Source organism: Pantoea sp. B270 (assembly GCF_018726825.1).
Taxonomy (GTDB): Bacteria; Pseudomonadota; Gammaproteobacteria; order Enterobacterales; family Enterobacteriaceae; genus Pantoea; species Pantoea dispersa.
Map to the genome: position 1 here is coordinate 2429353 of NZ_JAHCSX010000001.1, position 13148 is coordinate 2442500.

Consider the following 13148-nt stretch of genomic DNA (forward strand, 5'->3'; position numbering starts at 1 on the left):
ATCATATGACAGGAAATCTGTTGCTTAAATTGATATATTAACAACGTCACATTGCAGAATTTGCAACATCACGCTGAGGGCAAAACGCGCATGGATTTACGAGACCTGAAACTGTTTCTTCACCTGGCGGAAAGCTGCCACTTTGGCCGCACCGCGCGCGCCATGCACGTCAGCCCGTCGACATTATCACGCCAGATTCAGCGGCTGGAAGAGGATGTCGGACACGCGCTGTTCCTGCGCGACAACCGCACCGTGACGCTGACCGAAGCCGGTGAGCGGCTGCGTCAGTTCGCCCAGCAGACCCTGCTGCAGTATCAGCAACTGCGCCATGTCATGGACCTGAACGGTCCGTCGCTGAGCGGCGAGCTGCGCCTGTTCTGCTCGGTAACCGCCGCCTACAGCCATCTGCCGCCGATTCTCGACCGCTTTCGCGCGGAGCATCCGCAGGTGGAGATCAAACTCACCACCGGCGACGCTGCCGATGCCATTGAAATGGTGCAGTCCGGCGAAGCGGATCTGGCCATCGCCGGCCGGCCGGAGTCGCTGCCCGCCAGTATCGATTTTACACCACTGGGTTTGATCCCGCTGGTGCTGATCGCCCCGGCGCTGCCCTGCCCGGTGCGCAGCCAGGCGACGCAGGAACAGCCGGACTGGTCGCAGATTCCCTTTATCCTGCCGGATCAGGGGCCGGCGCGGCGCGGCATTGATTTATGGTTTCGCCGCCACCGGATTGCCAACCCGCAGATTTACGCCACGGTGTCAGGCCATGAGGCGATTGTGTCGATGGTGGCGCTCGGCTGCGGCATCGCGCTGCTGCCGGATGTGGTGCTGGAAAACAGTCCGGAACCGGTGCGCAATCGCGTGCTGACGCTGGAGAATGTCGAGTCAGTGGCGCCGCTGGAGCTTGGCGTATGCGTACAAAAAAAGCGGCTCGGGGAGCCGCTGATCAATGCTTTCTGGCACCTGCTGTAGTTTAGCCGGCGAGGAAGAAGCGAAACGCCGGATTGCTGGCCTCGTCGTGCCACTCATAGCCGAGCGCGTTGAGGTGAGTGTCGAAATCCGGCTCTTTGTCGTTGATCTCGAACGCCGCCAGCACGCGACCAAAATCGGTGCCGTGGCTGCGATAGTGGAACAGTGAAATGTTCCAGTGCGCGCCCAGCGTCTGCAGGAACTTCAGCAGCGCGCCCGGCGCTTCCGGGAATTCGAAGCTGAACAGCCGTTCGCGCAGCGGTTTTGACGGGCGTCCGCCCACCATGTAGCGCACGTGCAGCTTCGCCATCTCATCGTCTGACAAATCCACCACCTGATAGCCGCCTTCAGCCAGCTGGCTGATGATTTCGCTGCGCTCCTCAAGGCCGCGCGTTAAACGCACGCCAACAAAGATGCAGGCGTTGTCGGCATCGGCATAACGGTAGTTGAACTCGGTTACCGCGCGGCCGCCCAGCGTCTGGCAGAAACGCAGGAAGCTGCCCTGCTGCTCAGGGATGGTGACCGCCAGCAGTGCTTCACGCTGTTCACCCAGTTCACAGCGCTCAGAGACGTAGCGCAGACCGTGGAAGTTAACGTTGGCGCCCGACAGCACGTGCGCCAGCCGCTCGCCTTTGATGTCGTGCTGCTGGATGTACTTCTTCATGCCCGCCAGCGCCAGCGCGCCGGAAGGCTCCGCCACCGCACGCACATCCTCGAACAGATCCTTCATCGCCGCGCAGATGGCATCGCTGTCCACGGTGATAATGTCGTCGAGGTATTCTTTGCACAGGCGGAAGGTTTCGCTGCCGATACGCTTGACCGCCACGCCTTCGGCAAACAGCCCGACGCGCGGCAAATCCACCGGCTCGCCGGCATCAAGCGCCGCCTTCAGGCAGGCAGAATCCTGCGACTCGACCGCGATAACCTTGATTTGCGGCATCAGCTGTTTAATCAGTACCGCCACACCCGCCGCTAAGCCGCCGCCGCCTACCGGCACAAACACGCGATCGAGATGCGCATCCTGCTGCAACAGCTCCATCGCCAGCGTGCCCTGTCCGGCAATCACCGCCGGATGATCAAACGGCGGCACGAAGGTGTAACCCTGCTGCTCCGCCAGCTCAATCGCTTTGGCTTTTGCCTCATCAAAATTGGCGCCAAACAGGTAAGCCTCACCGCCAAACGCGCGCACTGCATCAACCTTGATGTCCGCCGTCGCCACTGGCATCACAATCAGTGACTTGATGCCGAGCGTGCTGGCCGAGAGCGCCACGCCCTGCGCGTGGTTACCCGCCGAAGCAGTAACCACGCCGCGCGCTTTCTGCTCTTCCGTCAGCCCGGCGATCATGGCGTAGGCACCGCGCAGCTTGAAGCTGTGCACCGGCTGGCGATCTTCGCGCTTCACCAGAATGGTGTTGCCAAGACGCGACGAAATTTTTTCCATTTTTTGCAGCGGCGTCACCTGGGCAATTTCGTACACAGGCGCACGCAGCACCGCGCGCAGATACTCCGCGCCATTGGGCGACGCGGAAAGCGGTTGAGACTCAGCCATCAGAGATTAGCCTCCCAGCTTAGACTTATCGCGCACCGCGCCCTTGTCAGCGCTGGTGGCGAGCGATGCATAAGCACGCAGTGCGAAGGAGACCTGACGCACACGACCGTGCGGCGTATAAGCCGCTTCGCCACGCGCTTCCTCTTCTTCACGACGGGCATGCAGTTCGTTATCCGGTACCGCCAGCTTAATGCCACGATTCGGGATATCGATTTCAATGATGTCGCCATCTTTAACCAGCGCGATGGTGCCGCCGTTCGCCGCTTCCGGTGATGCGTGGCCAATGGAGAGGCCCGAGGTACCGCCCGAGAAGCGTCCGTCAGTGATCAGCGCACAGCTTTTGCCAAGGCCCATCGATTTCAGATAAGTGGTCGGATAGAGCATTTCCTGCATGCCCGGACCGCCTTTCGGCCCTTCGTAGCGGATCACCACCACATCACCGGCGACCACTTTGCCGCCGAGAATCGCTTCCACCGCATCGTCCTGGCTTTCATACACTTTTGCCGGACCTTTAAAGGTGAGGATCTCTTTGTCGACGCCGGCGGTTTTCACGATGCAGCCATCTTCCGCCATGTTGCCGTACAGCACTGCCAGACCGCCATCCTGAGAGAATGCGTGTTCGCGCGTGCGGATACAGCCTTCCTGACGATCGTCATCCAGCGTATCCCAGCGGCAATCCTGTGAAAACGCCTGGGTAGTACGGATGCCCGCCGGGCCGGCGCGGAACATCTTCTTCACCGCTTCGTCTTTGGTCAGCATGATGTCGTACTGATCGAGCGTTTCGCGCAGGTTGAGGCCCAGCACGTTGCGTACGTCGGTGTGCAGCAGGCCAGCACGATCCAGCTCGCCAAGAATACCGATTACCCCGCCCGCGCGGTGCACATCTTCCATATGATATTTCTGTGTACTCGGCGCCACTTTGCACAGGTGCGGCACTTTACGTGACAGGCGATCGATGTCGGAAATGTTGAAATCGATCTCGCCTTCCTGCGCGGCGGCCAGCAGGTGCAGCACGGTATTGGTGGAACCGCCCATGGCGATATCCAGCGTCATGGCGTTTTCGAACGCAGCTTTGCTGGCGATGTTACGCGGCAGCACGCGCGCATCATCCTGCTCGTAATACTGTTTGGTCAGGTTAACGATGCGCTTGCCGGCGTTGATGAACAGGTCTTTACGATCGGCGTGGGTTGCCAGCAGCGAGCCGTTGCCCGGCTGCGACAGGCCCAGCGCTTCGGTCAGACAGTTCATGGAGTTGGCGGTGAACATGCCGGAGCACGAGCCGCAGGTCGGGCAGGCGGAACGCTCAATCTGCTCGCTGTCGGCATCGCTGACGTTCGGGTTCGCCCCCTGAATCATCGCGTCCACCAGATCCAGCTTGATGATTTTGTCTGACAGCTTGGTTTTACCGGCTTCCATTGGACCGCCGGAGACAAAGATCACCGGAATGTTGAGGCGCAGCGAGGCCATCAGCATGCCGGGGGTGATTTTGTCGCAGTTGGAGATACATACCATGGCGTCGGCGCAGTGGGCGTTCACCATATATTCCACGGAGTCGGCAATCAGCTCGCGTGAAGGCAGTGAATACAGCATGCCGCCATGACCCATGGCGATACCGTCATCCACCGCGATGGTGTTGAACTCTTTGGCTACACCACCCGCGGCTTCGATTTGCTCAGCAACCAGTTTGCCAAGATCGCGCAGGTGCACGTGGCCCGGTACGAATTGGGTGAAGGAGTTAACCACGGCGATAATCGGCTTACCGAAATCGTCGTCGGTCATTCCGGTGGCGCGCCACAGGGCACGGGCACCCGCCATGTTACGACCATGGGTGGTGGTGGCGGAACGGTACTTAGGCATGCTCTATTTACTCCAGTCTGAAAAATGACGCGGGCGCTGCTGCACCCGCGTTACTGTCTTGTTATGGATTCACCTGATCCAGCCAGCCGTACTTGTCTTCGGTTTCGCCGGTGAACAGGCCAAAGAATGCCTGCTGGATTTTGGTGGTCACCGGGCCACGTTTGCCCTCACCCACCTGGATGCCGTCCACGCTGCGTACCGGCGTGATTTCTGCGGCAGTACCGGACATGAACACTTCATCCGCCAGGTACAGCGATTCGCGTGACAGCACCTGCTCGCGCACTTCGATACCGAGATCCTTCGCCAGCTTGATGATTGCGTCGCGGGTGATGCCCGGCAGCGCTGAAGAGGTGAACGGCGGGGTGAACAGGATGCCGTCTTTCACTTCAAACAGGTTTTCGCCAGCCCCTTCGGAGATATAACCCTGGGTATCCAGCGCGATACCTTCCTGATAGCCGTGGCGGCGCGCTTCGCTGCCAACCAGCAGGGAAGAGAGATAGTTACCGCCTGCTTTCGCCGCGGTTGGCAGGGTATTTGGCGCCACGCGATTCCAGGAAGAAACCATGGCGTTAATGCCCTGCTCCAGCGCTTCGGCGCCCAGGTAAGCCCCCCACGGGAACGCAGCGATGATCACATCGGTGGTGAAGCCGTCTGGCGGGTTAACGCCGAGGCCCACGTCGCCGACAAAGGCCAGCGGACGAATGTAGGCACTCTTCAGTTTATTGACGCGGATGACTTCGCGGCACGCTTCCATCAACTCATCCACGCTGGCTTTGATCGGGAAACGGTAAATTTTGGCGGAGTCGTGCAGACGCTGCATGTGTTCACGGTGACGGAACACCACCGGACCTTTGTGTGAGTCGTAGCAGCGAACGCCTTCGAACACAGAGGTGCCGTAATGCAGTGCGTGAGACATAACGCTAACCTTGGCGTCTTCCCACTTAACCATCTCTCCATTGAACCAGATAAAGTCTGCTTTCTTCGTACTCATTGTTATTTCCTTTGGCGACTAGGCGCGGATTTGTTGTGTTGTCTGTTGCTGGATCTCGACACAGGCGACATCCATAAGTTTGCTTAACTGCGAAGACAGTAAATCGACAGAGCGCTGGCTGGCAACGGTCATTTCGATATTAATGTTCTCCGCATTGACGGCGGACGCCATATTCATCGCGCAGACCTGGAAGCCACGGTGACGCACGACGCGCAAAATGCGCTCCAATATTTCAGGGCGAAAGCGGGCTTCGATAGACAATTGATGCTGGTTCATACGGTTTTCTCCATCATGTTTGCGTTGCTGGCACCCGGCGGTACCAGTGGCCAGACGTTTTCATGCTCATCAATCGCAACATGCAGGAAGTAAGGACCTTCACTGTTCAGCAGAGCATCAATCGCGGCGTCGACCTGATCTTTACGGCTAATGCGCTGGCCCGGAATATCAAAGGCGCTGGCCAGCGTGAGGAAATCGGGGTTATCGGTGAGGATGGTTTCACTGTAGCGACCATCAAAGAACAGCTGCTGCCACTGGCGAACCATGCCAAGACGCTGGTTATCCAGCAGCAGGATTTTTACCGGCAGCTGCTTACGCTTGATGGTGCCCAGCTCCTGAATATTCATCATGATTGAGCCGTCACCGGACACGCAGATAACGGTGTCATCCGGACGGGCAACCTGCGCGCCTACCGCAGCCGGCAGCCCAAAGCCCATGGTGCCCAGACCGCTGGAGGTGATGAAGTTTTCCGGCGCGCTGAAGCGCATGTGCTGCGCCGCCCACATCTGGTGCTGGCCAACGTCGGTAGTTACCACCGCGCTGTCAGGTTTACGATCTGACAACTGCTTCAGCAGCAGCGGCGCGTAGATCGCCTCGCCGGGATGGTCGTAACGCCACGCGAACTCCGCGTTCATCGCTTTAACTTCAGTACGCCAGCCGTCGATCTGCAGCGGCATGCTCAGCGCCGGCAACACCTGGTTGAGATCGCCCTGCAGCGAAACGTGAGCGCGACGCAGTTTGTTCAATTCCGCCGGATCGATATCGATATGAATGACGCTGGCGTGCGGCGCGAAGGTATCCAGCTTACCGGTGACGCGGTCGTCGAAGCGTGCGCCGACGGCAATCAGCAAATCACAGGATTGCACCGCCAGGTTGGCCGCTTTGGTGCCGTGCATGCCGAGCATACCGAGATAGAGATCGCTGCTGGCTTCGGCGCTGCCCAGTCCTTTCAGGGTAGAAACCATCGGGATGCCGGTCTCCTGCGCCATAGCCCGCAGCGCCGGGACGGCCTGCGCCATGCCGACACCGCCGCCGATATACAGCATCGGTTTTTGCGCCTGCGCCATCAGCGCGCGCGCTTCGGCAATGTGCTGCGGTGAGTGGCTCAGTGCTTCTTCAACCGGCAGCAGGTGCGGCGTCAGGTCACCGCTGGCAATCTGAATATCTTTGGGAATGTCGACCAGCACTGGTCCCGGACGGCCGGACTGCGCGATGGCGAAAGCTTCCGCCATCACCGAGGGTAAATCATCCAGCGATTCAACGAGGAAGCTGTGTTTAGTGCAGGCTAATGACAGGCCAAGAACGTCGATCTCCTGAAAGGCGTCGGTACCGATAAACGCTGAAGAGACCTGCCCGGTGATGGCGACAACCGGAACGGAATCCATCATCGCATCGGCCAGTCCGGTGATCAGGTTGGTGGCGCCCGGTCCGGAAGTCGCAATGCAAACCCCGGTTTTGCCGGTCGCACGCGCATAACCGATCGCTGCCATCACCGCACCTTGTTCATGACGACACAGTAGATGTTCCACGCCGCCATCGTAGAGCGCATCGTACACTGGCATGATTGCTCCGCCAGGATAACCAAACACTGTGTCGACACCCTGCGCGCGTAAAGCCTGAACTACCCACTGTGCACCTGTCATGGTTATTCTCCTGTATTCCTGCTGGAACAACAGAATTTTATGCTACTGCTCATAATCTGTTCCTCGCTGATTCGCTGATATTTCGTCTGGTCGAAAAAAAACCCCCGGACCTTACGGTGCGGGGGTTTTTCGAATTCCAGGCTTGATTTTTAAGCCTTTCTTTCTCCAAGCGTAGCCCCGCACGGTGGGTTAATAATCACCACCACGCTAATCACGACTAGGCTAATCACTTGTAGAAGGGCTTTCATGTGTCGTCTGTTTTTTCGTTAGTTCGAAGTAATACCTACAGAGTTACCATAGTTAGCAGGGGATTTACAATAATTTTCATCGGGAAATTTTATGACGCGCGCAGCTGGCGTGCGTTATCGCTTTGTAAGTAAAAGGTTATTCGCATTTGTGATAATTATTCATTACGCCCGCGACGCAACCGTTATTTTGCTTTTGCGATCTGGCTGCGAAAATTAATGAACAGGATGAAAAGCGCAGCGATTTTCCTGAATACCGCTTCAGGATGATAGTTTCAGCGGTCGCCGTGTGGATTTTTTTCAGCAAGGATAAAGGCAACAAGGAGCGGTTATGTCTTTATCGAAAGTATTAACACGCGCGGCGCTCGGAGTGCAGGCTCCACTGGTGACGATTGAAGTGCATATCAGCAACGGTCTGCCAGCATTGACGCTGGTTGGTCTGCCGGAAACCACCGTCAAAGAAGCCCGCGAACGCGTGCGCAGCGCCATTATCAATAGCGGTTTCACCTTTCCGGCGAAGCGCGTCACCATTAATCTCGCGCCAGCTGATTTACCTAAAGAGGGTGGGCGCTACGACCTGCCGATCGCTATCGCCATTCTCGCGGCCTCAGAGCAGCTGCCAGGCGATAAGCTGGCCCATTATGAGTTCCTGGGTGAGCTGGCGCTAAACGGCGCGCTGTGTGGCGTTCAGGCCGCGATTCCTGCTGCCATGGCGGCGCTGCAGGCCGGACGTCAGATGGTCTTAGCGGAGCAGAATCAACAGGATGTCGGCCTGATACAACAGGGTGAAACGCTGGTGGGCAAGCATCTGGTGGAGATCTGCGCTTTCCTGCATAACCAGACGGCGCTGACGGTCGCCCATTACCAGCCTGAAACGGTGCCGCACGAGCAGCAGGACCTGAGCGATATTATTGGCCAGCAGCAGGGACGGCGCGCGCTGGAAATTACCGCCGCCGGTGGCCATAACCTGTTGCTGCTGGGCCCGCCCGGCACCGGTAAAACCATGCTGGCAACCCGGTTGCCCGGCATTATGCCGCCGCTGGATGACCAGGAAGCGCTGGAGTGCGCCGCAATTGCCAGCCTGGTCAGCAGCGGTACGCTACATCATCAGTGGCGTAGACGGCCGTTCAGAGCGCCTCATCACAGCGCATCGCTGTATGCGCTGGTCGGCGGAGGATCCCTGCCGCGGCCGGGCGAAATTTCGCTGGCGCACAATGGGGTGCTGTTTCTTGATGAACTGCCCGAGTTTGAGCGCAAAGCGCTGGATGCGTTACGCGAGCCGATTGAGTCCGGTGAAATCGCCATTTCCCGTTCCCGCGCCAAAGTCACTTTCCCTGCGCGCTTTCAGCTGATTGGTGCAATGAATCCCAGCCCGACGGGTCATTATCAGGGGAATCATAATCGCTGCACGCCGCAGCAGGTGCTGCGCTATCTCAGCCGGCTGTCTGGCCCGTTTCTGGATCGCTTCGACCTGTCGCTGGAGATTCCGCTGCTACCGGGCGGCTCGCTCAGCCAGAAGCAGCAGCACAGCGAAACCAGCGCGCAGGTGCGCGCCCGCGTACTGGCCGCCCGGGCGATACAGATGGCACGCGCGGGCAAAGTGAATGCGCAGCTGTCGAATCCGGAGATCGCCCGTGATTGTGTGTTACAGCAGCAGGACGCGGAATGGCTGGAGGAGATCCTGAATGCACTGGGATTATCGGTGCGTGCGTGGCAGCGCATCTTAAAGGTGGCGAGAACCATCGCAGATTTAGCGGGTGAACGGCAGATTACGCGTCAGCATCTGCAGGAGGCGGTGGGATATCGCAGTATCGATCGTTTACTGATTTACCTGCATAAAAGCCTGGAATGACAACGGGGCTGAAATCAGCCCCGTCATGTTAATCGTCGCTATCGCTGAAGTCTTCCACCGTGTCCATCTGCGGTTTACCGCCGGACAAGGTATGAAAACGTTTCGGACGCTTGATACGTGCAGTGTATTTTGACCAGACACGTTCAGCCTCAGTCTGCGGCTCACGCAGACCACGACAGACTTCAATAAACAGACGCTCTTCTTCGGTCTCCGGATCGCGCTTAGCGAGATCCAGTTCGTTGAAAGCGTATCCGTGGCGTTCCAGAAGCTGAGCTTCTTTAATGGTGAAGTCACCATGACGCGAAAAACCACGAGGGTAATGTTTGTTATCAAAGAAACGATTAGTTGTTGCGAAGCTGTCCGCCATCTTACACGCTCCTGATTCTCATATGGCCGTGCTATTTATGGCGCGGAGTATTAGATAGGCTTGACAGAGTGTAAAACAAAACATTTAAATCAGTACGACAAACATTTTTTGGGAGAATGCTGTGGATACGGAATTACTGAAAACTTTCCTCGAAGTGAGCAGAACGCGTCATTTCGGGCGTGCTGCTGAAGCGCTTTACCTCACGCAATCTGCCGTTAGTTTTCGCATCCGTCAGCTGGAAAATCAGCTGGGCGTTAATCTTTTTACCCGTCACCGCAATAATATCCGGCTGACTTCAGCAGGCGAGCGCTTATTGCCCTACGCTGAGAGCCTGATGAGTACCTGGCTGATGGCAAAGAAGGAGGTTTCGCATACCCAGCAGCACCATGAGCTATCAATCGGTGCCAGTGCATCGCTCTGGGAAGCGTATCTTACGCCCTGGCTGCAGACGCTATACGAGAACCGGGAGAGCCTGCATCTGGAAGCACGTATTGCTCAGCGCCATTTGCTGGTCAAGCAGTTACATGAGCGCCAGCTTGATCTGCTGATCACCACCGAAGCGCCAAAAATGGATGAACTCACCAGTCAGCAGATCGGTCATATTTCACTCGCACTCTTTCGCGCACGCAAAACTGAAAAGCGTGAAAAATATGATTACATCAAACTCGAGTGGGGCGCGGATTTCCATCAGCATGAAAGTTATCTTTCCAGTGATGACGTACCGGTATTAACTACCACTTCAGCACATGTGACCCGCGAATTGCTGCATACCACGGGAGCCTGCGCTTTTTTACCTGATTTCTGGCACGGCATTTATAGCGATTTGATGGTTATTCCAGACACACCTGTCGCAGTGCGACCGTTATATGCAGTATGGCTGCAGAATAGCGATCAACAGGCACACATTCGTCAGCTGCTTAAATATCCGGTCCTGACTCACTGAAGCAATAATTGAGGGAGTTTGAGTGGAAGAAATGAAACTCAGGCTCTTGCCTGTGCCGAATTTCAGGCAAAAAAAATCCTTTGCCGAAGCAAAGGATTATTTTCTGGCAGGGGCGGAGGGACTCGAACCCCCAACACCCGGTTTTGGAGACCGGTGCTCTACCAATTGAACTACGCCCCTAATTAGGGTGGCGGAACGGACGGGGCTCGAACCCGCGACCCCCTGCGTGACAGGCAGGTATTCTAACCAACTGAACTACCGCTCCACCGATTCTGTACTGATATCAGACCGTCGCTGATTTCAGGTATTTCGCCCTTTCCGCGTCACCGGGAAGGTCACGACCCGATTAGGGGTCTTAAATTGATGCCTGGCAGTTCCCTACTCTCGCATGGGGAGGCCCCACACTACCATCGGCGCTACGGCGTTTCACTTCTGAGTTCGGCATGGGGTCAGGTGGGACCACCGCGCTGTTGCCGCCAGGCAAATTCTTTGTGCGCGAAACGAATCTTTTTCACTGATGCCGCGTTGCCCGTCCTCGCGCTACTCAGTCACATACTTCTGTATGCTCCCTCGTACCGTCTCGTCCGGCGCCTTGCCTCAGCGCAAAATCTTTCGTTTCCGCTAATTTTTCCGTCACAAGCTGAAAATTCTTTCGGTCTCTCGGACCAAAACGCCTCTGGCGTTGTAAGGTTAAGCCTCACGGGTCATTAGTACCGGTTAGCTCAACGCATCGCTGCGCTTACACACCCGGCCTATCAACGTCGTCGTCTTCAACGTCCCTTCAGGACCCTCAAGGGGTCAGGGAGAACTCATCTCGGGGCAAGTTTCGTGCTTAGATGCTTTCAGCACTTATCTCTTCCGCACTTAGCTACCGGGCAGTGCCATTGGCATGACAACCCGAACACCAGCGGTGCGTTCACTCCGGTCCTCTCGTACTAGGAGCAACCCCCCTCAATTCTCCAGCGCCCACGGCAGATAGGGACCGAACTGTCTCACGACGTTCTAAACCCAGCTCGCGTACCACTTTAAACGGCGAACAGCCGTACCCTTGGGACCTACTTCAGCCCCAGGATGTGATGAGCCGACATCGAGGTGCCAAACACCGCCGTCGATATGAACTCTTGGGCGGTATCAGCCTGTTATCCCCGGAGTACCTTTTATCCGTTGAGCGATGGCCCTTCCATTCAGAACCACCGGATCACTATGACCTGCTTTCGCACCTGCTCGAGCCGTCACTCTCGCAGTCAAGCTGGCTTATGCCATTGCACTAACCTCCTGATGTCCGACCAGGATTAGCCAACCTTCGTGCTCCTCCGTTACGCTTTGGGAGGAGACCGCCCCAGTCAAACTACCCACCAGACACTGTCCGCAGCCCGGATTACGGGCCTACGTTAGAACATCAAACATTAAAGGGTGGTATTTCAAGGTTGGCTCCACGCAGACTGGCGTCCACGCTTCAAAGCCTCCCACCTATCCTACACATCAAGGCTCAATGTTCAGTGTCAAGCTATAGTAAAGGTTCACGGGGTCTTTCCGTCTTGCCGCGGGTACACTGCATCTTCACAGCGATTTCAATTTCACTGAGTCTCGGGTGGAGACAGCCTGGCCATCATTACGCCATTCGTGCAGGTCGGAACTTACCCGACAAGGAATTTCGCTACCTTAGGACCGTTATAGTTACGGCCGCCGTTTACCGGGGCTTCGATCAAGAGCTTCTCCTTGCGGATAACCCCATCAATTAACCTTCCGGCACCGGGCAGGCGTCACACCGTATACGTCCACTTTCGTGTTTGCACAGTGCTGTGTTTTTAATAAACAGTTGCAGCCAGCTGGTATCTTCGACTGGCCTCGGCTCCGGGAGCAAGTCCCTTCACCTACGCGCCAGCGTGCCTTCTCCCGAAGTTACGGCACCATTTTGCCTAGTTCCTTCACCCGAGTTCTCTCAAGCGCCTTGGTATTCTCTACCTGACCACCTGTGTCGGTTTGGGGTACGATTTCGTGTTACCTGGAGCTTAGAGGCTTTTCCTGGAAGCAGGGCATCAGTTACTTCACCGCCGTAGCGGCTCGTCATCACGCCTCAGTGTTAAAGAAGACCGGATTTGCCTGGTCTTCACACCTGCACGCTTAAACCGGGACAACCGTCGCCCGGATAACCTAGCCTTCTCCGTCCCCCCTTCGCAGTAACACCAAGTACAGGAATATTAACCTGTTTCCCATCGACTACGCTTTTCAGCCTCGCCTTAGGGGTCGACTCACCCTGCCCCGATTAACGTTGGACAGGAACCCTTGGTCTTCCGGCGAGCGGGCTTTTCACCCGCTTTATCGTTACTTATGTCAGCATTCGCACTTCTGATACCTCCAGCATGCCTCACAGCACACCTTCAGCGGCTTACAGAACGCTCCCCTACCCAACAACACATAGTGTCGCTGCCGCAGCTTCGGTGCATGGTTTAGCC

General features: G+C 56.9%; 10 protein-coding genes, 2 tRNA genes and 2 rRNA genes (1 of these 14 running past the window's edge). 3 read left to right on the top strand and 11 right to left on the bottom strand.

Annotation, left to right across the window (positions count from 1 at the left end):
* The first annotated feature begins 90 nt into the window (after positions 1-90).
* Positions 91-972, top strand: a complete 882-nt coding sequence (ilvY, locus tag KOL70_RS11665; RefSeq protein ID WP_021507913.1) for an HTH-type transcriptional activator IlvY — start codon at positions 91-93, stop codon at positions 970-972.
* A gap of 1 nt (position 973) precedes the next feature.
* Here the strand turns inward: ilvY and ilvA are convergent, their stop codons facing one another.
* The 6 genes from ilvA to ilvL all read right to left on the bottom strand — a co-directional run bounded on the left by ilvA (position 974) and on the right by ilvL (position 7533).
* Positions 974-2518, bottom strand: coding sequence for a threonine ammonia-lyase, biosynthetic (ilvA, locus tag KOL70_RS11670; RefSeq protein WP_058759907.1), 1545 nt, complete (start codon positions 2516-2518; stop codon positions 974-976).
* A gap of 6 nt (positions 2519-2524) precedes the next feature.
* Positions 2525-4375: a dihydroxy-acid dehydratase gene (gene ilvD / locus KOL70_RS11675; protein WP_021507915.1), complete on the bottom strand. Its 1851-nt coding sequence runs from the start codon at positions 4373-4375 to the stop codon at positions 2525-2527.
* 61 nt (positions 4376-4436) lie between these two features.
* Positions 4437-5366, bottom strand: a complete 930-nt coding sequence (locus tag KOL70_RS11680; RefSeq protein ID WP_021507916.1) for a branched-chain amino acid transaminase — start codon at positions 5364-5366, stop codon at positions 4437-4439.
* 18 nt (positions 5367-5384) lie between these two features.
* Entirely contained in the window at positions 5385-5642 is a 258-nt protein-coding gene (gene ilvM / locus KOL70_RS11685) for an acetolactate synthase 2 small subunit (protein ID WP_008106624.1), read from the bottom strand.
* Positions 5639-7285, bottom strand: a complete 1647-nt coding sequence (ilvG, locus tag KOL70_RS11690; RefSeq protein ID WP_021507917.1) for an acetolactate synthase 2 catalytic subunit — start codon at positions 7283-7285, stop codon at positions 5639-5641. The genes ilvM and ilvG overlap by 4 nt, the downstream gene beginning before the upstream one ends.
* A gap of 149 nt (positions 7286-7434) precedes the next feature.
* Positions 7435-7533, bottom strand: a complete 99-nt coding sequence (ilvL, locus tag KOL70_RS11695) for an ilv operon leader peptide (RefSeq protein ID WP_071813600.1) — start codon at positions 7531-7533, stop codon at positions 7435-7437.
* 328 nt (positions 7534-7861) lie between these two features.
* Here ilvL and KOL70_RS11700 point away from each other — a divergent pair, with 328 nt between their 5' ends.
* Positions 7862-9382, top strand: a complete 1521-nt coding sequence (locus tag KOL70_RS11700) for a YifB family Mg chelatase-like AAA ATPase (RefSeq protein WP_021507918.1) — start codon at positions 7862-7864, stop codon at positions 9380-9382.
* Positions 9383-9410: 28 nt separating this feature from the next.
* Here KOL70_RS11700 and KOL70_RS11705 read toward each other — a convergent pair whose 3' ends face one another.
* Positions 9411-9749 carry a DUF413 domain-containing protein gene (locus KOL70_RS11705; RefSeq protein WP_021507919.1) on the bottom strand — a complete coding sequence of 113 codons (339 nt, stop codon included), beginning with the start codon at positions 9747-9749 and terminating at the stop codon, positions 9411-9413.
* Between the two features lie 121 nt (positions 9750-9870).
* On the opposite strand from KOL70_RS11705, the gene hdfR reads away from it, so the two are divergent.
* On the top strand, positions 9871-10692 hold the full coding sequence (hdfR, locus tag KOL70_RS11710; RefSeq protein ID WP_031279770.1) for an HTH-type transcriptional regulator HdfR: 822 nt from the start codon (positions 9871-9873) through the stop codon (positions 10690-10692).
* Positions 10693-10796: 104 nt separating this feature from the next.
* Here the strand turns inward: hdfR and KOL70_RS11715 are convergent.
* The 4 genes from KOL70_RS11715 to KOL70_RS11730 form a co-directional block, all read right to left on the bottom strand.
* A tRNA-Trp gene (locus KOL70_RS11715) sits at positions 10797-10872 on the bottom strand.
* An 8-nt stretch (positions 10873-10880) separates the two neighbouring features.
* Positions 10881-10957, bottom strand: a tRNA-Asp gene (locus KOL70_RS11720).
* A gap of 100 nt (positions 10958-11057) precedes the next feature.
* A 5S ribosomal RNA gene (gene rrf / locus KOL70_RS11725) occupies positions 11058-11173 on the bottom strand.
* Between the two features lie 205 nt (positions 11174-11378).
* Positions 11379-13148 (bottom strand): 23S ribosomal RNA (locus tag KOL70_RS11730) (it continues 1135 nt past the right edge of the window).

Bases quoted from the DNA above. Each gene is read 5' to 3' on its own strand.
- ilvA (WP_058759907.1), bottom strand. From the start codon at position 2,518: ATGGCTGAGTCTCAACCGCTTTCCGCGTCGCCCAATGGCGCGGAGTAT.
- ilvY (WP_021507913.1), top strand. From the start codon at position 91: ATGGATTTACGAGACCTGAAACTGTTTCTTCACCTGGCGGAAAGCTGC.
- KOL70_RS11680 (WP_021507916.1), bottom strand. From the start codon at position 5,366: ATGAGTACGAAGAAAGCAGACTTTATCTGGTTCAATGGAGAGATGGTT.
- ilvG (WP_021507917.1), bottom strand. From the start codon at position 7,285: ATGACAGGTGCACAGTGGGTAGTTCAGGCTTTACGCGCGCAGGGTGTC.
- ilvD (WP_021507915.1), bottom strand. From the start codon at position 4,375: ATGCCTAAGTACCGTTCCGCCACCACCACCCATGGTCGTAACATGGCG.
- ilvM (WP_008106624.1), bottom strand. From the start codon at position 5,642: ATGAACCAGCATCAATTGTCTATCGAAGCCCGCTTTCGCCCTGAAATA.
- KOL70_RS11700 (WP_021507918.1), top strand. From the start codon at position 7,862: ATGTCTTTATCGAAAGTATTAACACGCGCGGCGCTCGGAGTGCAGGCT.
- ilvL (WP_071813600.1), bottom strand. From the start codon at position 7,533: ATGAAAGCCCTTCTACAAGTGATTAGCCTAGTCGTGATTAGCGTGGTG.
- KOL70_RS11705 (WP_021507919.1), bottom strand. From the start codon at position 9,749: ATGGCGGACAGCTTCGCAACAACTAATCGTTTCTTTGATAACAAACAT.